This window comes from Rhizobium sp. WSM1274, assembly GCF_025200775.1.
In the GTDB taxonomy this organism is placed as follows: Bacteria; Pseudomonadota; Alphaproteobacteria; order Rhizobiales; family Rhizobiaceae; genus Rhizobium; species Rhizobium leguminosarum_I.
The window spans coordinates 4,595,001-4,619,253 of sequence record NZ_CP104138.1 but is presented as its reverse complement, the minus strand read 5'-3'; the positions used below and the strand labels follow the sequence as shown (position 1 = coordinate 4,619,253).

The window sequence follows — 24,253 nt, the reverse complement described above, 5'->3', positions numbered from 1 at the left end:
CGTGACGACGATCAATCTCCCTCTTGACGGCAAGATCGTTCCCTACACGCTGACCGGCACGCCGATCGCGCTCGCCAAGCGCGACGCCAAGGCCTTTCCGCGCATCGCCTTTGCCGCCGCCCATGTGGTCGCCGATCCGCTCGCCGACAACGATCCGTGGCTGACGCCGGCGATCGACTGGGAGCGGACACTTGCCTTTCGCCATCGGCTCTGGGATCTCGGCCTCGGCGTTGCCGAAGCGATGGATACGGCGCAGCGCGGCATGGGCCTCGGCTGGCCGGAAGCGCGCGACCTCATCCGCCGGGCGCTCGGTGAGGCGGCCGGTCGCAAGGACGCGCTGATCGCCTGCGGCGCCGGCACCGACCATCTGACGCCGGGACCTGATGTCACTATCGACACGATCCTCAGGGCCTATGAGGAGCAGATCGAAACGGTGGAGGCGGCCGGCGGCCGGATCATCCTGATGGCGAGCCGGGCGCTTGCCGCCGCCGCCAAAGGGCCGGACGACTATGTAAGCGTCTATGACCGCATTCTCCGCCAGGTCAAGGAACCTGTCATCATCCATTGGCTCGGCGAAATGTTCGATCCGGCGCTTCAGGGTTATTGGGGCAATGGTGATCATATCGAAGCCATGTCCACCTGCCTCGAGGTGATCGAGGCGCATGCCGACAAGGTCGATGGCATCAAGATCTCGCTGCTCTCCAAGGAGAAGGAGGTGGCGATGCGCCGCCGGCTGCCGAAAGGCGTGCGCATGTATACCGGCGACGATTTCAACTATGCCGAACTGATCGCCGGCGACGAAGAGGGCCATTCCAACGCGCTGCTCGGCATTTTCGATGCCATCGCGCCGGCTGCCTCGGCAGCCCTCGAGGCGCTCGGCCGCAAGAGCAATCTTGAATTCTTCGACCTGCTGGAGCCGACGGTGCCGCTGTCGCGCCACATCTTCAAGGCGCCCACCCGCTTCTACAAGACCGGCGTTGTCTTCCTCGCCTATCTCAACGGCCTGCAGGACCATTTCGTCATGGTCGGCGGCCAGCAGAGCACGCGCTCGCTGACGCATCTGGCCGAACTCTTCCGCCTGGCCGACAAGGCCCGGGTTCTAGCCGATCCCGAACTTGCCGCAAGCCGCATGCGCCACGTGCTCGCCGTCCACGGCGTCAATTGAGGCGCTGAGGTGATGGGAGGAGAATGACATGCAGGTCGAAGGACTTTCGATCAATCTGGCGACGATCCGCGAACAATGCGGATTTGCAGAAGCCGTGGACATCTGCTTGAAACACGGCATCACCGCGATCGCGCCCTGGCGCGACCAAGTCGCCAAGGTCGGCCTCGACGAGGCGGTGCGTATCGTCAAATCGAACGGCATCAAACTGACCGGGCTGTGCCGCGGCGGCTTCTTTCCGGCGGCAAACGAGGCCGACTGGCAGAAGAACCTCGACGACAACAGGCGTGCGATCGACGAGGCGGCGGCATTTTCGGCCGATTGCCTCGTGCTCGTCGTCGGCGGTCTGCCGGGCGCGTCGAAGGACATCGTCGCCGCGCGCCAGATGGTGTTCGACGGCATCGCCGCCGTTCTGCCGCATGCGCAGGCTGCCGGCGTGAAGCTCGCCATCGAGCCGCTGCATCCGATGTATGCCGCCGACCGTGCCTGCGTGAACACACTCGGTCAGGCGCTCGATATGTGCGAGCAGCTCGGAGAGGATGTCGGCGTTGCGGTCGATGTCTACCATGTCTGGTGGGACCCCGATCTTGCCAACCAGATTGCCCGCGCCGGGCGCATGAAACGCATCTTTGCCCATCACATCTGCGACTGGCTGGTGCCGACAAAGGACATGCTGCTCGACCGCGGCATGATGGGCGATGGCGTGATCGACCTCAAAGGCATAAGGCGAATGGTGGAGACCGCTGGGTTCTTCGGCGCGCAGGAGGTGGAGATCTTTTCGGCCGAGAACTGGTGGAAACGCCCGGCCGACGAAGTGATCGCCACCTGCGTCGAGCGCTTCAGGAGCTGCTGCTAAGGCATGTCGCGCAAAAGTGTACAGCGGTTTTGGACCATGACATGCGAAAATCAAGAAACCTAGAGCGCCGGCCAAGCGAATCTGAAAGATCGCGACGCGCTTTAGGCCTCATTTCAGTATTTGTTTCATCACGCATGCAGGAGGATCATTCGATGGAGAAACGCCGTTTTGCCCTGATCGGGACGGGAAACCGCGGCACCACCATGTGGGGCAAGGATCTGCTTGCCGGCTGGCGCGAGCATGTCGAGCTGACCGCGATCGTCGAGAAGAATTCGCTACGCGGCGAACGCGCCCGCAACATGATCGGCAGCAATGCGCCGCTCTACGAAAACATCGATTCGATGCTTACCGAGCAGAAGCCGGATCTGGTCATCGTCTGTACGCCCGATCATACGCATGACGATATCGTCGTGCGGGCGCTGGAGTCCGGTATCGACGTCATTACCGAAAAGCCAATGACGACCTCGGTCGAGAAGATTCGCCGGATTCTGGATGCCGAAAAGCGCACTGGTCGCCGGGTCGACGTGTCCTTCAACTATCGCTATGCGCCGACGGCGGCGAAGATCAAGGAATTGCTGAATGCCGGCGAGATCGGCCAGGTGACGTCAGTCGATTTTCATTGGTATCTGAACACCAAGCACGGCGCGGATTATTTTCGCCGCTGGCATGCCTATACGGAGAATTCCGGCAGCCTGTTCGTCCACAAGGCGACGCATCATTTCGACCTGCTGAACTGGTACCTCGACAGCGATCCCGATGCCGTCACCTCCTTCGCCGACCTGCAGAATTACGGCCGCAAGGGCCCGTTCCGCGGCCCGCGCTGCAAGCTCTGTCCGCACGCGCATGAATGCGACTACTACCTCGATCTCGCGACCGATCCTTTCCTCGATTCGCTCTACGAGGATCCCTCGAAGATCGACGGCTACTTCCGAGACGGCTGCGTCTTCCGCGAGGACATCGACATTCCCGACACGATGGTGGTGTCGCTGCGTTACCGCAACAATGTCCATGTCTCCTATTCGCTGAACACCTTCCAGCCGATCGAAGGCCATCACCTTGCCTTCAACGGCACCAAAGGGCGCATCGAGCTTCGCCAATACGAGGCCCAGCCCTGGGAAGAGCCGAAGCAGGACACGATCCTCCTCATCCGCAATTTCCCTGATGGTAAGGAGGCTGTGGAGCGCATCGTCGTTCCGCATTTCACCGGCGGCCATTACGGCGGCGACGATCGGATGCGCAACATGATCTTCAAGCCCTATTCGGAAGACAGGCTCGCCCAGCGCGCCGGCACGCGGGCGGGTGCCATGTCGGTGCTCTGCGGCATTGCCGCGCTGGAGAGCTCGCGCACCGGCAAGGTGGTCAACATTGCCGATCTCATGCCTGAACTTGCCAATGACGGTTCGCCAAATTCGCTGAGGACGTCGCGCTGATACCCTTCGCCTGAGCCGCTCGACGCCTCAGGCGATGTTTTCGAGATTTGCCTGGTGGATTTGGTAGAGCAGTGGCTGGCCGGTCACGAAGCGCTCTATCTCGTCCACCGCCATCTCGCCGAGGCGCGCCCGTTCCAGGCCGATGGCGCCGGCGATATGCGGTGTCAGAAAGACATTCGGCAGATCGTAGAAAGCAGAGCCCGCCTCCGGGATCTCCGGATCGGTGACATCGAGGACCGCGTCGATGCGGCCGGTCTTCAGCACCGAAAGCAGGGCGGCCTCATCGATGAGAATGCCACGCGCCGTGTTGATGAGCGTGGCGCCGTCCTTCATCAGCGACAGCCTTCGCGCATCGATCATATGCTGTGTCGACGGCAGCGACGGCGCATGCAGGGAAATGATGTCCGCCTGCCGCATCAACTCATCGAGATCGACCTTTTCCGTTCCGAGGCCGGCTACCTCAGCGGCATCAAGCGTCGGGTCGGCGAGCAGCAGTCTATAGTCAAAGGGTTTCAGGAGCTCGATGACGCGCCGGCCAATGCGCGACGCGCCGACGATGCCGACGGTGCGGCGGTAATTTCCGATCGCTTCGCGCTGCATCGGATGGGTCCGATTGCGATTGCGATCGGCGACGTAGAGATCGCGAAAACGGAAGACGCGCTTTCCTGCGAAAATGATCGCCGCCAGCGTGAACTCGGCCACTGGCACTGCATTGGCCTCAGCCGAATGGCTGACCGGGATACCGGCTTCGAAGATGGCGTCGTCGATGACGCCCTTTACCGTGCCCGCCGCATGGACGATGAGCTTCAGATGCGGCGCCGCGGCGGGGATTTCAGGCCCGACATAGGGGGCGCCCCAGCCGGTGATCAGGATTTCGGCTTCGGCCAGCAGACGCCTCGCGCGCTCGTCGTCGAAGCGCTGCAGCGGCTTGGAATCCAGCAGGCGACCGATGCCGCTCAGCCGGCGCAGGACCTCATCCGGCAGGACATATTCGGTGCGCGACGGTTGCATGGCAAGGACAATGGCCGGCTGGCTCATGGCATGTGTCCCGGCGCCTCAATGGCGCTGACCGTCACGCCCTTTTCCCTCACCAGGGACTCCAGCGCTGCGATGTCAGGCGCTTTCGGCGGGATCTGCCAGACAGACGAGACAGCAGCGGGATCGTCAAGCGCGAGCACCGCCGTCACCAGGATTGTTTCACCGGCCGGAATCTGCCCGCGCAGTTGCGGCACGAGGGTTTTCGCGACAATCACGTTGGTGTTGGGCATTGCCTTCTGGACGAGCCCCGAACGCTTGACCGAAGAGCCGAGATCGAGAATGCCGGTGAAATCGGCTTCGCCGATCGCATAGGCAACCCCATCCGAAGCGGACAGCGTATCCAGCTCGAAATCCCGGCGGCCGATGGCAAACCCGCCTTCGGCAATCCGCAGCGGCCGGCTTGTCCTGATCCGGTGGAGGCGGATATGCCAGGGAGCGGCGGGCACGAGCCAGGTTTCGACGTCGACATCGGCAAAAGGCGACCATTTCGCATACAGCACGTCGCCTGCGAGCTTGGCTTCCTCGTTCGTTTCGCGCACCCGGTAGTGCAGCCCGTCATCGCTGAAGGCGAGTGCTGAATCGAAGGCGGCAAGCGCAAAGGCACGCTCATCGGCCTCGACGCTGAAGCCGTAGCGAGCGGAATAAGCGAACTTCGCGTATTTTTCCGTGCCGCACCGCATCTGCAGGTTTTCCTGGCCGGAAGACAGCGCCACGACATCGCCGCCCGCCCGCATGATCACCATGCCGGGATGGCGCTGGGAAATTATGTTAGGCGCCTGCTCCGGCTCCTTTTCCGCAGCGGTCCAGAACGGATGATCATCGGGGATCGCCAGCGGCAGAAAGGCCTTGAAGGCCCAGTAGGGCGAGCCGGCGGAATTGTAGCTCTCCGACATCAGCAGGTTCGGATAGCCGAAGCCGATCGAAAGCACGCCGTCGCGATCGGCAATCGGCTTGTCCTTCCACCAGCGCAGATGTTGCAGGCAGAGATGCTTGATCTCCCCCCAAGGAAGAGCCTCGACATCGGCAAAGGCGAGCGCCGACCAGAAGCCGGCGCAGGCAAAGCGATAGGTCAGGCTGCGGCCGAAAGGGATCGTCGCCCCGTCAGCGGCAAACCAGTGGCGGAAATCCCGGGCGAAGAGGACCGCCCGCTCGCGGTAGCGTTTTGCATAATCGTCGTCGACTAGCTTCGAATAGATCAGGCCATAAAAATGCATGGCAAAGGGAATGTAGTGGTCGATGCGGCGCACGTTTCCGTCGCGGTACCAGCCGTCACCGATATAGAAGCCTTCGAGCTCTTGCAGATATTGCCGCGTCAGGCTGCGGTCGAAATCGGCGCCGAGACGATCGAGCGCGATATCGACGAAGATCCGGAAGAATTTCCAGTTGTTGTCGGCATAGTCGAACTGCCTGGCATGCTTGAGGTAGGCGACGACATTGCCGCGAGCCCGCGCATCGAGCGGCTCCCAGATCTTTTCCGGCACCAGCGCCAGCGCAAAACCGAGAGCGGCAAGCTCGACCATCCGCTGATCGCGGCCATTGACCGTTCCCCAATATTCGGGATGGGCGGGATCGGTGCCGTTTGCCAGACCCTCGGCAAACCGATGCCAATGAAGAAAGTCTCCACCGCCGGCGCCGAGCGGCGCCAATCCCCAGAGCGGGCGAGCGAATCCTTCGAGATCGGCCGCTGCACGGTCGAAATGAGCAGCGGCGCCATTGAGCCTGACGCGGGCATTGCCCTTCGAAAAGCAGGCAAGCAGCGGATCGAAGAGCGCAAGCAGGGCATGGCTCATATCGGCGCGGGTTTCCAGCGGATTGCCGGCAAGCGGGTTGGCGCTGGCGGGATCATAGGTCATCGCATCTCTCACGGGTTTTCGGCATTCGGATTCGGAACAGTTCCGCCCGGAACGGGAATGACCGCCTGGCAGATGTGGCGCGCCGGTGCCGTCCTGTTGCGGAAACGGGCGAGCATCAGCGACACGGCCTCGCGCCCGAGGGCGGAGCGATCGACGCGCATGGTGGACAGCCGCGGATTGGTCATCAGCGCGCAGGGCAGATCGTCGAAACCGACAATCGCGAAATCCTCCGGCACGCGCAGGCCGGCCTCGGTGACAGCCTCGAGCACGCCGACGGCGATGAAATCATTCATGCAGAAGGCGGCGGTAAAACCGGCATTCTCGGCAAGTGCTTCTGCCGTGCGTTCATGTGCCTCGCGGATGGCGCTGCCTTGAAGTGTCAAGGACACCAGACGGCCCTCGGCGCCGGGGACGGCGGCGATCGCCGCCTCGAAACCGCGCACGCGCTCGCGGATCGTGTGGCGGTGGGAGCCGCTCAGATGCAGGATGCGACGATGCCCGGCTTCGGTCAGCCGACGGGTGGCCTCGTACGCACCAAAGAAATTAGCCGGCGAAACACCGTCAAACTGCATCGTTGGATCAGTGCCATTGACAAGAACGGTCGGTGTCATGCTGGCTTGCAGCCAGCCACGCAGCATCTCGTTCGGATCGATGCCGACGAGAAAGAGACCTTCAGCGCCTGCCGTCTGCATATAGTCGCGCACGGCATCCGGGGTGGTTCGATCCTCGCGGACCAGCCGGACGTCGAAGGGCATGCCGGCTTCGGCAGCGCCGGCGCGCAGGCCGTCGACGATGGCTTCATAGAAGACGCTGAGAGTGCCGGTGACGCCGTCGCTGGCAATCAAAGCCAGCCCGCCGGCAACGGCTTCGGAAGCCGGTTTGACGGGATAGCCGTGCTCGGCTGCCACCTTCAATATCTGGCGGCGGACGGTTTCGCTGATGCCAGGTTCGTTGGCGAGCACGCGCGACACCGTGGAGACGGAGACGCCGGCCAATGTAGCGATATCGGCCTGCCGCGGCCGTCTGATCTTTTGGTCATTCATATGGCAAACATTATGCAAGTAATGCAAATTTGCAAGAAAATGGTTGCTTCTTGCAATAAATTTTTTTTTGCGTAATCTGTTTACCGAAGTGCCCGATAACGCCATTGGAGGATGGCAGCGGGCAATTGGGACAAGGAGGATTAGCATGCAGGTCAATCGCCGTTCATTTCTGATGGGTTCAGCCGGTGCGGCCGCCGGCCTCGCTCTCGGCGCCGGAAGCGCCATTCCGGCCTTTGCCGAAGGGGCTCAACTGCGCGCCATGTGGTGGGGATCCAACGATCGCGCCAAGCGCACGATCGAGGTTGCCAAGCTCTATCAGTCGAAAACGCCTGGCGTCACTATCGTCGGTGAATCGCTTTCGGGCGACGGCTACTGGACGAAGCTCGCAACGCAGATGGCTGGCCGCTCGATCGCCGACATCTTCCAACTCGAGCCGGGAACGATCTCAGACTATTCGAAGCGCGGCGCCTGCCTGCCGCTCGATGAATTCGTCCCCTCCACGCTGGACGTTCAGTCCTTTGGCGCCGACATGCTGAAACTGACCACCATAGACGGTAAGCTCTATGGTGTTGGCCTCGGCCTCAACTCCTTCTCGATGTTCTTCGACACGGTCGAATTCGAAAAGGCAGGCATCCCGTTGCCGACGCCCGACCTCACCTGGGATGAGTACGCCAAGCTCGCCGTCGAACTCGCCAAGTCTTCCGGCAAGGGCGGCGGCCCCTATGCGGCGCGCTACGCCTATGTGTTCGATGCCTGGCTGCGCCAGCGCGGCAAAAGCCTCTTTGCGAGAGAAAGTGTTGGGCTGGGCTTCGCGGCCGACGATGCCAGGGAATGGTTCGACTACTGGGAGAAACTGCGCAAGGCGGGCGGCACCGTTGCTGCCGACGTGCAGACGCTCGATCAGAACACGATCGACACCAATTGCCTTGGTCTCGGCAAATCGGTGATCGGCATGGCCTATTCCAACCAGATGATCGGCTATCAGCTGATCATCAAGAACAAGCTCGGCATCACAATGCTGCCGCGCGAAAAGAAGGGCGGTCCATCCGGCCATTATTACCGTCCGGCACTGATCTGGAGTGTGGGCGCCACGACCAAGCAGGGCGAAGCTGCTGCGAAATTCATCAGCTTCTTTGTCAACGATCCCGAAGCCGGCAAGATTCTGGGTGTCGAACGCGGTGTGCCAATGTCGCCTGCCGTACGCGAAGCCATCCTGCCGCAACTCAACCCGACAGAGCAGGAAACGGTCAAATACGTGAACCTGCTCAAGGATCAGGTCGGTGAGTATCCGCCGCCGGTGCCGATGGGAGCAACCCAATTCGACCAGCGCGTGCTGCGCCCGATTTGCGACGAACTCGCCTTCGAACGGATTTCGCCCGCCGATGCGGCGACCCGGCTCATCGAAGAGGGTAAGGCAACGATCAAGGGATGATCGGTCGCCCGACATGAGGAGAGGCCCGCAACACCCCGGCGGGCCTCTCTGTTTTTCAGGCCTCTGTTTTCCAGACTATCAGTTGCTGCCCAGGTTTTCGACCACGCGCCAATCCGGCCGGCCGAGATCGAACGGCCATGCTTGCACATCCCGGTCGTTGAAATAGACGACTTCCTGCAGATTCGGGAAGGCGCTCTGCTTCAACGTGGCAGTTTCGATCCACGGCCTGATATAGGCGTCGCCGCCTTCATAGCCGAGCTCCGCCACCCAGATCGGCTTTCCGTAGCCGGCGACGAGATCATAGCCCTGCTTCAGCGCTTCCGAGAACGTCCGGTGCTCCTTGTAGGCAAGCTCGTCGTAGCGCTGCAGGCCGAAGACAGAGAGCCCGACGAGATCGACATAATCGTCGCCGGGATAGTAGGCCTGAAGGCCAGGCTCTCCCTTCGGCGACCACATGAGCTCTGTGCCGGGCGCCTCCTTGCGAACGATGTCCATCATCCGCTTGTAGGCCGCGATATAGTCTTGCGGGCTCCAGCCGGACCAGGAAAACCGCCCTGACTTGTCCTCCATCTCCTGTCCCCAGCGGACGATCACCGGGCTTTTCAGCTCGGATATCATATGCCCGATCGAACGCATGTTGACATCGTAATCACCGCGCAGGACCTTGGCGCGAAGCTGAGCGGAGCTTAGCCGCCAGTCGACGTCCCAGGACCACGGCTCCACAGTGATCAGCAGGTTGCGGCCTCTCGCCAGCGCATAGGCATCGGCGACCCGCAAGGTTTCCAGGTCGACGTCCTCCCACGGCAGGAACAGGGCTTCGGTCGCGACATTCACCTGCGCGCCGAAATCGCCGTGCGGATCGTAGGCCCCGAACTTGATGCCGGCGGCATGAACGACGGGGCGCTTGTCGATGATCGTCTGCACGGCCGCCGCCGGATTTGGCGCAATGCCCGCATATTGCACTTCGCTTCGGCCCGGCAGTTCCGCGACACACAACAACAGCAACGCGATCGCGGTGGTCGAGAGGTTGTTTTTCATTAGCTTCTTCATGGCTTCACCCTCCTTTTCGGGCTATTTCCTGGCTCAGCAGGACCTGCTTCAGTTCACGCGCCTTCGCGCTCACCGTATCCATGGGAACGAGCTTGCGGAACTCGTCATCCGGGAGCACCGATGCATGGCGGAAGACGTACCAATTGCCGTCTGGCTGGCGCCGCTGGTAGATCGTGTTGCCGATCTTGCGGTGACCGAAACAGGTGCTGGCGCGGGCCGCACCCTCGGCATTCGTCCAGGTGGCACGCATGCAGAGCTGGCCGAGATCGTCGACCACCCATCTGCCTTCGGCGAAGGACGGCTTCCCCTTGTCATTGCTCCAGGCGACGAACCGCCGGCCATCGTCGAAGAAACGGCCGCCGCCGGTGTTCCAGGTCCAGGTCTTGTCGCCGTAGATACGATAGAGCTCATAGGCGCTGACCGGCGTTGGCGCTTTCGTTTTGGCGACCTCTGCGCCGTGTGCCGCCATTGGCAGGCACAGGCTCAAAGCGAGCGCCGCTCCGTATAATTTCGATCCGATACTCATTACATCCTCCTAATCGATACTTGCCGGTTCCGCCGGCTCAGACACCTTGTTCGTCCCGTCCCGTGCTTCCGAACCCATTCCATCTGAGGCGGAACTTCACGATCCTGGTCTTGCCGCCGCCGAGGCCCGCGCCGGCCACGGCAAATTGCGTTTCGGTGAAACTGACGAACGTCTGGCCGTGCGAAAGAGCTTCGAGGCCGCGCAGGCCGTGGCTCCCCGCCTGCGTGCCGCCGGCGACGAAAATCGCAAGCCCGGTGGCTGTCGCAAGCCACAGCCCGCGCGATTGCGGCAGCAGCGGCAGATCGTTTTCGACTGCATGGCGAACGACGATCAGCACCGTCAGCGACAGGTAGACCGAGAGGTTCATCATGGCGAAAACATAAAAACCTTGGGCGGCCGCGGCATCGGTCGCAAACATCATTGCGACGGCGGAAAGGCCGGCGAGCCCGATATAGGGCGCGATAACGCGCAGCGGCAAAAACCGCTGCTGCTGCCTTCCCTTCGGCGTGATGCGGAAATCGACGAAAGAGCCACTGATATAGTCGCGAAGCGCTGCGAGGCTGCCGGCAAGCGACCATGGCCAGCGCAGGAAGATGAAGGCAAGCCCCTCCCAGCCGAACAGTTTCGCGTCGTGCGGCCTGAAGGTTGCCGTGGCCCGCCAGAAGAAGGCAAACAGCGTCAGCACGATCGATATCGGCCCAAAATGCAGCAGGAAATCCGGATAGGTGACATTGACGAAGACCTGGCCCGTCAGCAAGGCGGCAACCGGCAGCAGGAACATCACGGCCATGAAGGCGGAGAAGAGCGGATACCACAGCTGCGAGAACACGAACTGAAATCTCAGTTGCCAGGGCAGGTCCATGATGTAGCGGCGGGAATGTTGCAGCAGGATCGTGACGAGGCTGCGCGACCACTGGAATTCCTGGACGACGAGATCAGTGAAGTTCGCTGGTCCGTCGCCATGGGCGATCGCATCGACGGCGTGCACGCCGCGCCAGCCGCCGGCATTCATCATCAGCGTCGTCGAATGGTCTTCGGCAAGTTCGGGGCCGAGGCCGCCGATCTGGCGAAGGGCTGATGTGCGGACCGCATAATGGGAACCGATGCATAGGGGCGCCCAGCCATTGTTGTAACCGATCTGCAGCGAACCGTGCAGGTTTGCCTCGGCATAGAGCCTGCCGCGCGCCGCCCAGCTTGCGCCGGCATTGGCATCGCAGATGCTGGGAGCGGAGACATAACCGATGTCGGGATCGGCAAAGGGGCGCAGGACTTCACGGAGGTAGGTCGGCGTCGGCACATGGTCGGCATCGAACTGGGCGACGAAATCATAGCGTGCATAGCCGAAATGGTCGTAGAAATAGGCGAGGTTGCCTTCCTTGCAACGCGTCCGACGCGGCCACGCGGTGCGATGATACTCCGCCACACCCTTTCGGGTGGAGATCAGCACGCCGTGCTCCGCACACCAGCGCGTGGTTTCGTCCGAAGGGTCCTCGTCGGCCAGCCAGACATCGAAATCGACGCCGATCTGGTCGAGCATCGCCTGAAGCGTAGCGCGAACGACGGCAAAGGGCTCGGACGGTGCCTTGGTGACGACCATTGCCACCCGCCCTTCCGGCAGCCCTGCCCGAGCGCTGACCGTTCTCGCGTCGAGGAAGATCAGGATAAAATAGGCCGGTACCAGCGTGATCCAGGCAAGCACGAGGGTAATGAGCACGAAGGCCGCCGAGGAAATAATATGGGCGGACTGGCACCACCAGATCCAGAAATAACCGAGTGCTGCCAGCCAGCAGAGGATGCCGAAGGCATAGGCGACGCGGTTCCAGCCGGTGAAAACAGGATCGAATGCATCAGCTGTGGCGGCCTTCGCCGTCCTGGCGCTGTGACCGACTTGCAGTGCGTCGCTCATGCCCTCATCTCCAGTCCGAAGGTGGGGCCGGCGGTGCGGATGATCGTATCGATATCCGACAAGACCGGCGCGAAGCCGAGTTCCGCTTTCGCCCTTGCGGTATTGGCAAAGAGGATCGGCGGATCGCCAGCGCGGCGAGCGCGATAATTCACGGGGACTTCACGGCCGCTCGCGCGATAGATCGCCTCGAGAATTTCGCGTACCGAAGTGCCCCGGCCGGAGCCGAGATTGACGCTGAGCGAGCCGCCTCCCGCCATCAGATGATTGACGGCGGCGAGATGCGCCTGGGCGAGATCGCTGACATGAACATAATCGCGAACACAGGTTCCATCCGCGGTCGCATAATCGGTGCCGAAGATATCGAGCCGCTCCAACCTGCCGGCAGCGGCAAGAAGGGCACGAGGGATGAGATGGGTCTCGGGGTGATGGCGCTCGGCAAGCTCGCCATCTGGATCGGCGCCGGCCGCATTGAAATAACGCAGCGCGGCAAAGCGGATACGGTAGGCAGCGGCAAAATCCTCAAGCGCCATCTCGAAGATCAACTTGGTGCGCCCATAGGGATTGACCGGGTGCTGCGGGCTTTCCTCCCGAATCGGCAGCGAGGCGGGAACGCCATAGGTGGCGCAGCTGCTCGAAAAAACGATCCGCTCGATATCCTGATCGAGGCAGGCCTCGAGCAGCGTCAGGCTGCCGACGACATTGTTCCGGTAGTATTTCCTGGGCATGTCGACGGATTCGCCGACATAGGCATTGGCGCCACAATGGATGACGCAATCGGGCGAAAACTCTGTAAGGATCCGGCGCAGCGTGGCGGCGTCGGCAAGCTCTGCCCGGATGAGCGGGCCCCAGCGGACGCTGTCGGCATGTCCCGTTGAGAGATTGTCGTAGGTGACGGGGATCATGCCGGCGCGCGACAAGGCTTTGCAGATATGACTGCCTATGAAACCGGCGCCGCCGGTAACGAGAATGTAGCGGGGCATCTCATACGACCTCCGCCTTCTCTGTGCCGGCGAGCAGTCCGTCGAAATATTCGACGGTGCGAGCCAGGCCGGCTTCGAGCCCGACGCGGGGCTTCCAGCCAAGATCGGCCATGGCCCGGGAAATATCCGGCCGCCGCTGACGAGGGTCGTCGGTGACCGCCGGCAGGTGGACGATCCGGGAACGCGAGTTCGTCAGGTCTCGAATGATTTCCGCCAGACGCCGAACGGTCATTTCGGCTGGGTTGCCGAGGTTGATCGGACCGTTGCAGGCGCTGCCGGCAGCCGAAAAACGTAGGAAACCCTCAATGAGGTCGTCGACATAGCAGAAAGAACGGGTCTGCTGACCGTCACCATAGATCGTCAGGTCGGCATTGCGCAGGGCCTGAACGATAAAATTGGAAACCACCCGCCCGTCGTCCAGGCGCATGCGCGGTCCGTAGGTATTGAAGATGCGGCCGACCTTGATGTCGACACCGTAAGTCCTGTGGTAATCGAAGAACAGCGTTTCGGCGCTGCGCTTGCCTTCGTCGTAACAGCCGCGCGGTCCGATCGGGTTGACATTGCCGCAATAGGATTCGTGCTGCGGGCTCTGGGTCGGATCGCCATAGACCTCCGACGTCGACGACTGGACGACGATCGCACCGGTCTTTCGCGCGCAATCAAGGGTATTGACGGCGCCAAGCACGTTGGTGAGCAGCGTTCCCACAGGATCCCGCTGATAATCGGGCGGAGAGGCGGGGGAGGCGAAATTGAAGATGAGCGACGCGTCGACATCGAAGGGCTGCCTAACATCGTGCTCGACGATGCGGAAGCGGTTGTTCGCTGCAAGATGAGCGACATTCGCACGGCGGCCGGTCGAAAAATTATCGAGGCATGTGACGCTGTGGCCGCGCTGCAGGAGCCTTTCGCAGAGATGTGAACCGAGGAAGCCGCCCCCGCCATTCACAAGAACGGTGCGTCGCCCTTGGAGCGCCGGTATGCCTGATACTTTAGAAGTGCCTTCGTTGGGAACGAAACTACGCATTACAAACCCCTTCCCAGGTATTTAGTCTTTTGTTTTATTCATGCACTGCATGCCTGCGTTACCCGCTATGGATATTCATCAAACTGAGCGTCCATACATGAATAACTTTGTAGTTACTCTTCGGAAACCGAATTACTAGTAAAATAATACAACGACTGTTAGCGGGGTCAACTTGAAAAACTCCAGTTATCCGAAATAGTTACGAAAGTATACTTAAAAATAACAAATGATTAATCACTTCAATGTTTTACCGCCAATACACCTCTCATCCACCTCTCAAGCTTCACTCAATGCCGCTAATATACGAGGGAAGTCGGGAGATCGGCGGAGCTCAACGGCACGGCCGGTCTTGCATCCGGAAGTGCCATATGCGAGGGGTTTGGGCTATGTTGAAAAAACAAGGTGCAGCGCAGCTAAAAGGCTGGTGTCTTCGCTTGGCGATGTTCGTCGGAGGAACGACGCTTATGGCGATCGGACAAACGGCTTGCACGCTCGTTGATGACGATATCGCTGTCGTCGCGAAGAAGAATATCGTCGTGGCCGACGCTCCGCGCGTCTCGAGGGCCTACGCCTATCCGGAAAATCACGCCGAGCGCCCGGCCGGAGTAACGGCCCGCGCTGTCGCCTATCACGGCTCAGCGCCTTATATCTGCTCTCCAAGCGGCTTCGGACAGAAGTCGCGCTGCTTTGCGCGTCCTTCTATCTGAAACAAAAGCGTTATATCAATTGCGCCACCGGCCGGACATGTCGTCTTCGCCCGCGGGATGCTCATTGAAGAAGCGGGATGCCGCTTCCGTGCGATTCCGGACGTTCATCTTCTTGTAGATGTTGCGGACGTGAACCTTCACGGTGTTTTCGGAAAGATGCAGCTTGTCGGCGATGATCTTGTTCTGCGTCCCCTTGCAGATGAGATCCAGGATCTGAACCTCCCGGGTGGTCAAAGCAGAGATGCTGTCGCGTCTCAGCTTGAGCGCATTGTTGCGGGCCGCATCGACCGATTTTGCCTGATAGAGCGAAGGTTCCAGCTGGGCGTTCTTGTTGTTGAGACGGTTGAGAAGTGCTGACGGAAAATGTTCGCCGCCCTTCATCAGTAAATCCACAGCGGCCATGAAGACGTCGAGCCGCAGGTTGAGCGGCAGGACACCATCGATGATCCTTGCCTCCACCAGCCGGCTGACGTAGGGCTCGAGCATGTCGATCGCTTCGACAACAAGCCCGATCGAGGTTTCAGGGTGGTTTTCGCGCGCAGCCTGCAACGCCTCATGAAGCTCGGGGCCGGGTATATGATAGAATAAAACAAGCTTAATCTCGCTGGTATCTTTTTCCAGCATTGGCTTTATGCTCGTTATGCTTGCTACTTCACAATTCGGAAATTTCTTTGCCAGTGCTTCCACCATGCACTCCGAAAATAAATCCGCTTTTGCCACTACTAGTATAGTATCTCCAGACGTATTCAACTTCCTCCCCTGGTCAGTATTCTCCATTCCAGAGCCTGTCATGAACATATACGCCTCCCCTAGCGTTACACTTTACTCAAACGTGGAGCGATGGCGGGTATTAGATAGTATGAAATGTCGGTCCCGGATGTCATCGCCTTATTTTTTAGACATTTCTTAATTATGTTAATACGGATTGAGAAGGAAGGAAATGGCCCAAAGTGATTAGTTTTAGCAGACGAAAAACCATATAATACAAAGCTTTGGTTGCATTTTCACTCGGTAGATACTTGAAGGCTATATTTGCTCTGACTATAGACGATCAGCTTAATGTAATATTTCAGTACAAATTGTCATACTTTCGTCATGCAGCGTGGCCGAGGCAAGCTGACAGGGTCCTTGACTGCCAAGGCCTCACTGAGCCAGCGGGCCCGATCCTACACCGATCCAGATGCGGCTTGGCGACACGCAGCTTGCCCTGCAATATCAGCGAGCTGTAGAGACTGTCCGCCGGGTCGGCGAGATCGGGCCGCATCTTATCCAGGCGCGTTACTTGGCATCGCTCTTGCAACCAGCAAACGGCTGGCGGAAGGGGCCGTCTTGCCGCAAATCCAGGACCTGTATTCGGACGATCCGGCCGCGCTTGATTATGCCGGCGGTGCTCGATCGCCGAGCCCGCCGCTGGCAAGACGGATGTCGTGACGGCGACCATGGCTTTGCTGGAACCGGGGACGGCGCTCGGCGAGCGACGCCGATCGCGTCTGCATTGACGCGGTTTTGCCATGTGCGGAAATGCGTTCGGGGCGCGCAGTCGCCATGGACTTTGATTTCGAGCTGCGATCGTTGCTAAAACAAGCGCGAGCCTATTTTTGCAACGCCTCAGTGAGAACTCATGCAGATGAATGCAGACGGCGCCGAAAGAGAACGGCTTCTCGCCATTCTGGATTTCTGGCACAAAATCGAGTTCTTCATTCCTTACGATCTCTCCAGTCGTATTGCCTCCAATGAAGGCCGAAGCGTTTTTTGGCTGCATGCGAAAACGCTCGAGGATGACGGCGCCGCACTCAACCGCCCAGCGATACCCGAAGAGAAGCAGATCACGGGCTTCACCCTGTTCCTCGGCGTTTTCAGCAAATCCGAAATTGCCGATATCCGCAGGCACTTCGATTGCGTTGCGGCCGATAGCAACGAGTATGAGGATGCCGAACGCGGCGATCTCGATGGCGATACCTGCTTTGCCAGCCTGCAGCTCTCCCCCTTTGGGCAGCCGTTGTTCGAAACATTTTCCGTTTCCACGCTTCCCTGGGCTCTGGGGCGGGTGCGGAAATCCGGCCTCTCCTCACTCAGCCACGAGGCATTTGCCGACGGCAAGAGGCAGCTTTCGGAATTGCTTCAAAACTTTCGGGCACAACGGCATCTGAGATCTTCGTCCGACGAGGATCCCGACGGTCAGCCGATCGATGCCGCCGAAATCCTGACGCTGCATGAATTGCTCTGCGATTGGGCCGGCTTTTCCTCGAAGCAAGAGAAACCCATCGCTGCTGTTGAAATACGCTACCGAGACAGGGTGGTGAAACCTGAAATCATCTCCTTGCCGCCACCGCAGGAGAGCAATGCGCTCGATGCCGGCGACGAGGAGGAGGAGAGTGCAAACGTTGAAGAAGACATCGGGATCCTGAACAGTTTCTTCATAGAGGATATCGAACGGGTGATGACGTGCGTCAAACACGGCGATATTCCCGAGCCGCTCAGGCAATATCTCACGCCGCCTGCGCAAGAGAAGCGGATCGACCTCTACTCGGAGGATGGACGCCGGGCGATCGTTCAAGCCCTGCATCCAGGAAATCTCAACCGCGGACGCTGGCTCAGCGAACCTCACCAGGCGATGAGCCTCATGCAGTAGTTCGCGATCAATTCGGCCATCGGCGACCTTTCGGAAACGGGACTGTTCTCGGTCAACGGCCCACCAGGGACGGGAAAGACGACCCTGCTTCGCGACATGTTCGCGGATAATATCGTTCGGCGCGCCCGCGTCCTGGCCTTCTTGAAGACGGCGCGCGATGCCTTCGACGGCTCGCCGCGCCGAGCCATCTTCACGGACCGGAGCACCGCCTCGATATCGGCGCTGATCCCGGCTATTTCGGGATTCGAAATGGTCGTCGCTTCGTCCAACAACGCCGCCGTGGAGAATATCTCGCGCGACCTTCCCAAACGAAGTTCGATTGGGAAGACATCTTCATTCCAATATCTGCAGACGGTCGCGCACAAGATCGCTTGCCAGAAGGACAATGGAGCTGCCGTCAAGCTCTCCGACGGCGACCGCCCATGGGGGTTGATCGCCTGTGCGCTCGGCAACGCCCGGAACCGTCGAGCCTTCAAGGAACGTTTCGCCTTCATGGAGATCGCCGAAAGGCCAAAACCTGGCTGGTCCGGCGCCGATAAGCCACAGACCATCTGGGAATGGCTAAAAGGCTATGAGGGACCAACCTTCGCCGAGGCAGCGGCGGCATTTCATGCCGCCGATGAGGTGGTTCGCGACAAGATCGGCCAGTATGCGCGCTATGCCGATCTCTGTGATGAAATCGCGCTGGTTTCGCCAGATGTATTCTGCCGCGAGGCGCTTGAAGGGGTTAGGGCGGCCGCGGCGGAACTTCGGCGCGCACAAGATCGCTGCGACATGGTCGCGGCCGAAATGCTCGGTATCAGGGAAGGATTGTCTCATCTGAAGGAGGAGGAACAGCTGCTAGAGCGCAGCGCTCCTGCGTGGTGGGAGAAAGTGCTGCCGGCCAATCCTGCCCGGCAGCATCGGCAAGATGTCGTTGCCAACGCGCGCAAGCAGCTGGAACTGCGCAAGGCCCTGGCGGAATGCGAGCGTCGTCTTGCGAAAGTCCATGGACCTGCGCTGAAGCGAGCGTTGCGGGGACATCAACGGGCCGAGCGGGCGCTAGGATCGCAACGGGAAATCTGGTCTAGGAAGAGAGAGGAATTCGATCGTCTCGGGACGATTCTCGATCATCCCACCGTACCCAGGCATCTCTCCGATCTCGAGGCCGACCGTTTCCAGATTGATGGTCTGTGGCATCGAGACGAGTTGGCAGGTCTGCGTTCTGCATTGCTGGAAGCGGCTTTGACGCTGCATGAAGCGTGGCTGGCGGAGGTCGGCAGGAAGGGCGGGGGTTTTGGGGGAAATATCGTCGCCATCAGCAAACTGCTTTCCGACAACAGTCCCGTCGATGGCGAGCACATTGCCTTGATCTGGCAGAGCCTTTTCATGATCGTTCCGATCGTGTCGACGACGTTTGCGTCCTTCGCCCGGCAGTTCCGCGGTCTCGAAGCCGGCTCGATCGGCTGGGTTTTCATCGATGAAGCCGGTCAGGCGGTGCCGGAGGCGGCCGTCGGGGCCTTGTTGCGGGCGCGCCGTGTCATGGTGATCGGCGATCCCCAGCAAATCGAGCCGGTCTTCACGCTACCCAGCGTGCTGATCACCGCCACCTCGGCTCTCTCGCCCCACACCGCCGCAGGACAATATTCGCCGAACAGGGCGTCGGTGCAGATGCTGGCGGATGCCGCCAATCGCTATGGAACGACCGTTCCGGGCGAGGAGGCGGACGGGCTCTGGATCGGCAGCCCTCTCAGGGTGCATCGGCGCTGCATCGATCCGATGTTCGGCCTTGCCAACCAGATCGCCTATCAGAACAAGATGGTCTTCGGACTGCAGGAGCGCCGGCCCGCCGGCGATGCTCCACCGTTTTATGGCGACAGTGCCTGGATCGACGTCAAGGGAAGGGTAGCCGGCAAACAGGCCGTTCCAGAACAGACGGACTTCATCGTCGATCTCCTCACCGCCACCTGTCGCCGGGACGGCGTATTGCCTGATCTCTATATCATTTCGCCGTTCAAGGAGGTCAAGAACAGTCTGAAGCAGGCTCTGGCCCATGCAGCCTGGGTCGATTGGAACGGAAATACGCGCTCGCCTCCACCGAAACTGTCGAGGTGGCTGCGGGATCGGATAGGCACGGTGCATACCTTCCAGGGCAAGGAAGAAGACATCGTTTTCATGGTGCTCGGCGCCGATGCCGACCATAGCGGAGCGGCCAGCTGGGCCGCCTCGAAGCCGAACCTCTTGAACGTTGCCCTGACGCGCGCCAAGCGCCGATTCTATATCGTCGGCGATCGCAACCTCTGGGAAGGCCTGCCTTATTTCCGGGCGACAGCGAGCGCCCTGGAGACAATTCAGGCGGCCGAATTCCTGGCCCGGAATGAATTGAACTGAAGCATCGGATCCAATTGCTGCCCGACGGATGCCTGCCTCGACCCAGCGGTAAGCAGAAACGCAAAAGGCCCGCAGGAGGCGGGCTTTTGCGTATGTGTATTTGGGAAGGTTTGGTTGCGGGGGCAGGATTTGTAGTTTTCTGTCCCGCTGCGTCGGCTTTGCCTTCTTGCGGGCCGCTGATTAGGCATTAAACCCTCGACCCGTTACCAAACAAAAAGCCGCCCTGAAGGCGGCTATTTGTTTGGTTGCGGGGGCAGGATTTGAACCTGCGGCCTTCAGGTTATGAGCCTGACGAGCTACCGGGCTGCTCCACCCCGCGCCATTTTATTTTGCCTATGGCAAATATGGTATTTCTTGTCTGTCTGTTCAACGCAGAAGGGCCGCTTGTGAGCGGCCCTTTTGCGACGGCATGGGCCGTTTGTTTTGTTTAGAGAAGATTGTTTTATCAAAGTTGCGTTTTGCAGACCTGGCAGCGACCTACTCTCCCGCGTCTTAAGACGAAGTACCATGGGCGCAGGGGCGTTTCACGGCCGTGTTCGGAAAGGGAACGGGTGCAGCCACCCCGCCATAACCACCAGGTCGGCAAAGCGCAACTTTGTTGTTTTGAGAAGCTGGATTTGGAGCGAATAGGGAGTAGCCAATAGCGAATAGCGCTATTTGGTTCTCTTTCGCTGGTTTTGAACACGTCTTTTGGAACCTCTTCCGGCTGCGGGTGCTTGTGGCACCGATACAGGCCAGAGGCCGTCGCCAATCGTTTGGCGGGCCGTCCGCAGCGCCATGGCGCGTCAGGACAAAGGTCTGGCACATCGAACTTTGTTCGATGAGCATAGTCAATGAGAACGATCAAGCCGATCGAGCTATTAGTACCGGTAAGCTTCATGCGTTGCCGCACTTCCACACCCGGCCTATCAACGTGGTCGTCTTCCACGGCTCTGATAGGGAATACTCGTTTTCAGGTGGGTTTCCCGCTTAGATGCCTTCAGCGGTTATCCCGTCCATATGTAGCTACCCTGCTATGCCCTTGGCAGGACAACAGGTCCACCAGAGATATGTCCATCCCGGTCCTCTCGTACTAGGGACAGATCCTGTCAATATTCCTACACCCACGGCAGATAGGGACCGAACTGTCTCACGACGTTCTGAACCCAGCTCACGTACCGCTTTAATTGGCGAACAGCCAAACCCTTGGGACCTGCTCCAGCCCCAGGATGCGATGAGCCGACATCGAGGTGCCAAACAACCCCGTCGATATGGACTCTTGGGGGTCATCAGCCTGTTATCCCCGGCGTACCTTTTATCCGTTGAGCGATGGCCCTTCCACGCGGGACCACCGGATCACTATGACCGACTTTCGTCTCTGCTCGACTTGTCAGTCTCGCAGTCAGGCGGGCTTATGCCATTGCACTCGACGACCGATTTCCGACCGGTCTGAGCCCACCATCGCGCGCCTCCGTTACTCTTTCGGAGGCGACCGCCCCAGTCAAACTACCCACCATACACTGTCCCGGACCCGGATGACGGGCCGCGGTTAGACATCCATGACGATAAGGGTGGTATTTCAAGGATGGCTCCACGGAAACTGGCGTCCCCGCTTCAAAGCCTACCACCTATCCTACACATGCCGACACGAATGCCAGTGTAAAGCTATAGTAAAGGTGCACGGGGTCTTTCCGTCTGACCGCAGGAACCCCGCATCTTCACGGGGAATTCAATTTCACTGAGTCTATGTTGGAGACAGCGGGGAAGTCGTTACGCCATTCGTGCAGGTCGGAACTTACCCGACAAGGAATTTCGCTACCTTAGGACCGTTATAGTTACGGCCGCCGTTTACTGGGGCTTCGATTCAAAGCTTGCACCTCTCCTCTTAACCTTCCAGCACCGGGCAGGCGTCAGACCCTATACGTCGTCTTGCGACTTCGCAGAGCCCTGTGTTTTTGATAAACAGTCGCTACCCCCTGGTCTGTGCCACCCCATAATAGTTGCCTACCATGGGGTCACGCTTCTTCCGAAGTTACGCGTGCAATTTGCCGAGTTCCTTCAACATAGTTCTCTCAAGCGCCTTGGTATACTCTACCTGACCACCTGTGTCGGTTTCGGGTACGGTCTATACGGTGGAGCTATTTCCTGGAACCGCTCCGCTGCCCTGATAATCCAATAAACCAGAACAACTTGTGCAATCCGTCACTACCACCAGGCCCACGAATATTAACGTGGTTCCCATCGACTACGCATTTCTGCCTCGCCTTAGGGGCCGGCTAACCCTGCTCAGATTAACTTTAAGCAGGAACCCTTGGTCTTTCGGCGAGAGGGTCTCTCACCCTCTTTATCGTTACTCATGTCAACATTCGCACTTCCGATACCTCCAGGAGCCCTCACGGGTCTCCCTTCATCAGCTTACGGAACGCTCCGCTACCACGTGTATTGCTACACATCCTCAGCTTCGGTGCATGGCTTCAGCCCCGTTACATTTTCGGCGCAAAGACCCTTATTTAGACCAGTGAGCTGTTACGCTTTCTTTAAATGATGGCTGCTTCTAAGCCAACATCCTGGTTGTTTTGGGATCCTCACATCCTTTCCCACTTAGCCATGACTTGGGGACCTTAGCTGGAGGTTAGGGTTGTTGCCCTTTTCACGACGGACGTTAGCACCCGCCGTGTGTCTGCCGAGTAGTACTCCCCGGTATTCGGAGTTTGGTTAGGATCAGTAAGACGGTGAGTCCCCATAGCCCATCCAGTGCTCTACCCCCGGGGGTATTCGCTCGACGCTCTACCTAAATAGATTTCGCGGAGAACCAGCTATTTCCGAGTTTGATTGGCCTTTCACCCCTAGCCACAAGTCATCCCAATCTATTGCAACAGATGCGGGTTCGGTCCTCCAGTTGGTGTTACCCAACCTTCAACCTGCTCATGGCTAGATCACTCGGTTTCGGGTCTAATGCAACAAACTAAATCGCCCTATTCAGACTCGCTTTCGCTTCGCCTACACCTACCGGCTTAAGCTTGCTTGTTACACTAAGTCGTTGACCCATTATACAAAAGGTACGCCGTCACCCTTTCGGGCTCCGACTGTTTGTAGGCATCCGGTTTCAGGTTCTATTTCACTCCCCTTGTCGGGGTGCTTTTCACCTTTCCCTCACGGTACTTGTTCGCTATCGGTCATGCACGAGTACTTAGGCTTGGAGAGTGGTCTCCCCATGTTCAGACAGGATTTCTCGTGTCCCGCCCTACTCTAGGACAATCATGATATCTACGCGTACGGGGCTGTCACCCACTACGGCCGCACTTTCCAGAGCGTTCCACTTTAATCACAATTGCCACTGGCCTGGTCCGCGTTCGCTCGCCACTACTTGCGGAGTCTCGGTTGATGTCCTTTCCTGCAGGTACTTAGATGTTTCAGTTCCCTGCGTTCGCTTCTTACACCCTATGTATTCAGGTGCAGATACCTTATCACAATGCTTGGAACCTGGCGTCGCCTTGCGACGCAGCGAATAGTTGTTAGCGAATAGCGAATAGAATTTAAAAACTATTCGCTACTCACTATTCGCGGCGCCTGCGGCGCCAGATTCCCAAGCATTTAAGGTGGGTTGCCCCATTCGGAGATCCATGGATCAAAGCTCATTCGCAGCTCCCCACGGCTTTTCGCAGCGTATCACGTCCTTCATCGCCTGTGCATGCCAAGGCATCCACCAAATGCCCTTACGACACTTAATCGTTCTCATTGCCAATGCTCATCGTCTCGTTGCCCGTTCCAAAGGAACGGCAACAGACCGGGTTACCTTTTACAACCCAGTCAATCCAACAATGCCATTAACGTGTTCGACAGGTCTGCTTTATTGGAGCTACGCCGAGCAGCTCGCTTGCAGCCTGTCTTAAGACCAGCTTCTCGAGATATGATCCGATACCGCGCGGTCAGGCAACGGTAATCCGATCGTTCATCAGACGAAGCCCAAAGGCAACGAACAACAAACGATCCAGAGTGACAAGCTTCCTCCTACCTCCAGTCCTTCACCCATATCCGGCCGGCTAGGCCATTCATGGGATCATCAGAACTGGGCTCGGACGCCTTGGGTAAAACCCAAAACACCTGGAAGCCTCCAGATCAATCTTCTCTTCACAATGTATGCAGAACACGCAGCAGCCATAAGCCGATGCAAAACTTTTATTTCTTCAAAGGATATCTTTTTCGCCGCCAGCAACGATCCAAATACAGGCCAGAGGCCGTCGGCCATCATTGGCCGGCCCGTC

At 59.2% G+C, this 24,253-nt stretch carries 14 protein-coding genes, 1 tRNA gene, 2 rRNA genes and 2 pseudogenes; 7 read left to right on the top strand and 12 right to left on the bottom strand.

All coding sequences use genetic code 11. The features are described 5' to 3' along the window. The first annotated feature begins 1 nt into the window (after nucleotide 1). From N2600_RS22725 to N2600_RS22715, 3 genes are all read left to right on the top strand, one after another. Nucleotides 2-1,165: a dihydrodipicolinate synthase family protein gene (locus N2600_RS22725; protein ID WP_222280153.1), complete on the top strand. Its 1,164-nt coding sequence runs from the start codon at nucleotides 2-4 to the stop codon at nucleotides 1,163-1,165. A gap of 28 nt (nucleotides 1,166-1,193) precedes the next feature. Continuing rightward, nucleotides 1,194-2,018 carry a sugar phosphate isomerase/epimerase family protein gene (locus N2600_RS22720; RefSeq protein WP_222280154.1) on the top strand — a complete coding sequence of 275 codons (825 nt, stop codon included), beginning with the start codon at nucleotides 1,194-1,196 and terminating at the stop codon, nucleotides 2,016-2,018. 152 nt (nucleotides 2,019-2,170) lie between these two features. Next, complete coding sequence (locus N2600_RS22715; protein ID WP_260297458.1) at nucleotides 2,171-3,448, top strand: Gfo/Idh/MocA family protein; 1,278 nt, start codon at nucleotides 2,171-2,173, stop codon at nucleotides 3,446-3,448. A 27-nt stretch (nucleotides 3,449-3,475) separates the two neighbouring features. Here N2600_RS22715 and N2600_RS22710 read toward each other — a convergent pair whose 3' ends face one another. Genes N2600_RS22710 through N2600_RS22700 form a run of 3 tightly spaced genes read right to left on the bottom strand, consistent with a single transcriptional unit; the run spans nucleotide 3,476 to nucleotide 7,382 of the window. Next, nucleotides 3,476-4,486, bottom strand: a complete 1,011-nt coding sequence (locus N2600_RS22710) for a hydroxyacid dehydrogenase (protein ID WP_260297457.1) — start codon at nucleotides 4,484-4,486, stop codon at nucleotides 3,476-3,478. After that, the gene (locus tag N2600_RS22705; RefSeq protein ID WP_260297456.1) at nucleotides 4,483-6,339 is read right to left on the bottom strand and encodes a DUF2264 domain-containing protein; all 1,857 of its coding nucleotides are present in this window, start codon (nucleotides 6,337-6,339) and stop codon (nucleotides 4,483-4,485) included. Before N2600_RS22705 ends, N2600_RS22710 begins: the two co-directional genes overlap by 4 nt. Nucleotides 6,340-6,347: 8 nt before the next feature. Next, complete coding sequence (locus N2600_RS22700; protein ID WP_222385690.1) at nucleotides 6,348-7,382, bottom strand: LacI family DNA-binding transcriptional regulator; 1,035 nt, start codon at nucleotides 7,380-7,382, stop codon at nucleotides 6,348-6,350. Between the two features lie 145 nt (nucleotides 7,383-7,527). On the opposite strand from N2600_RS22700, the gene N2600_RS22695 reads away from it, so the two are divergent. Next, complete coding sequence (locus N2600_RS22695) at nucleotides 7,528-8,814, top strand: ABC transporter substrate-binding protein (RefSeq protein WP_260297455.1); 1,287 nt, start codon at nucleotides 7,528-7,530, stop codon at nucleotides 8,812-8,814. Between the two features lie 78 nt (nucleotides 8,815-8,892). On the opposite strand, the gene N2600_RS22690 is transcribed toward N2600_RS22695, so the two are convergent. From N2600_RS22690 to N2600_RS22670, 5 genes are read right to left on the bottom strand one after another with little or no spacing between them, the layout of a single operon-like run. After that, nucleotides 8,893-9,864, bottom strand: coding sequence for a glycoside hydrolase family 26 protein (locus N2600_RS22690; protein WP_260297454.1), 972 nt, complete (start codon nucleotides 9,862-9,864; stop codon nucleotides 8,893-8,895). 4 nt (nucleotides 9,865-9,868) lie between these two features. Next, entirely contained in the window at nucleotides 9,869-10,390 is a 522-nt protein-coding gene (locus N2600_RS22685; RefSeq protein WP_222385693.1) for a DUF995 domain-containing protein, read from the bottom strand. Nucleotides 10,391-10,427: 37 nt separating this feature from the next. Further along, the gene (locus N2600_RS22680; RefSeq protein WP_260297453.1) at nucleotides 10,428-12,296 is read right to left on the bottom strand and encodes a glycosyltransferase family 2 protein; all 1,869 of its coding nucleotides are present in this window, start codon (nucleotides 12,294-12,296) and stop codon (nucleotides 10,428-10,430) included. Continuing rightward, entirely contained in the window at nucleotides 12,293-13,276 is a 984-nt protein-coding gene (gene galE, locus N2600_RS22675) for a UDP-glucose 4-epimerase GalE (protein WP_260297452.1), read from the bottom strand. The genes N2600_RS22680 and galE overlap by 4 nt, the downstream gene beginning before the upstream one ends. Nucleotide 13,277: 1 nt before the next feature. Next, complete coding sequence (locus N2600_RS22670) at nucleotides 13,278-14,300, bottom strand: UDP-glucuronic acid decarboxylase family protein (protein WP_260297451.1); 1,023 nt, start codon at nucleotides 14,298-14,300, stop codon at nucleotides 13,278-13,280. A 386-nt stretch (nucleotides 14,301-14,686) separates the two neighbouring features. Here N2600_RS22670 and N2600_RS22665 point away from each other — a divergent pair, with 386 nt between their 5' ends. Further along, nucleotides 14,687-15,007 carry a hypothetical protein gene (locus N2600_RS22665; RefSeq protein WP_260297450.1) on the top strand — a complete coding sequence of 107 codons (321 nt, stop codon included), beginning with the start codon at nucleotides 14,687-14,689 and terminating at the stop codon, nucleotides 15,005-15,007. Nucleotides 15,008-15,022: 15 nt separating this feature from the next. Here N2600_RS22665 and N2600_RS22660 read toward each other — a convergent pair whose 3' ends face one another. Beyond that, nucleotides 15,023-15,805, bottom strand: coding sequence for a helix-turn-helix transcriptional regulator (locus N2600_RS22660; RefSeq protein ID WP_260297449.1), 783 nt, complete (start codon nucleotides 15,803-15,805; stop codon nucleotides 15,023-15,025). Between the two features lie 309 nt (nucleotides 15,806-16,114). On the opposite strand from N2600_RS22660, the pseudogene N2600_RS22655 reads away from it, so the two are divergent. Both N2600_RS22655 and N2600_RS22650 read left to right on the top strand, forming a co-directional pair. Next, nucleotides 16,115-16,506: pseudogene (locus N2600_RS22655) on the top strand (GNAT family N-acetyltransferase); the annotation flags it as partial. 122 nt (nucleotides 16,507-16,628) lie between these two features. Continuing rightward, nucleotides 16,629-20,009, top strand: a pseudogene (locus N2600_RS22650) (DEAD/DEAH box helicase). A gap of 242 nt (nucleotides 20,010-20,251) precedes the next feature. Here the strand turns inward: N2600_RS22650 and N2600_RS22645 are convergent. The 3 genes from N2600_RS22645 to N2600_RS22635 all read right to left on the bottom strand — a co-directional run bounded on the left by N2600_RS22645 (nucleotide 20,252) and on the right by N2600_RS22635 (nucleotide 23,719). Then, a tRNA-Met gene (locus N2600_RS22645) sits at nucleotides 20,252-20,328 on the bottom strand. 145 nt (nucleotides 20,329-20,473) lie between these two features. Then, nucleotides 20,474-20,588, bottom strand: a 5S ribosomal RNA gene (gene rrf, locus N2600_RS22640). Between the two features lie 260 nt (nucleotides 20,589-20,848). Beyond that, nucleotides 20,849-23,719: ribosomal RNA gene (locus N2600_RS22635) — 23S ribosomal RNA — on the bottom strand. Between the last annotated feature and the right edge of the window lie 534 nt (nucleotides 23,720-24,253).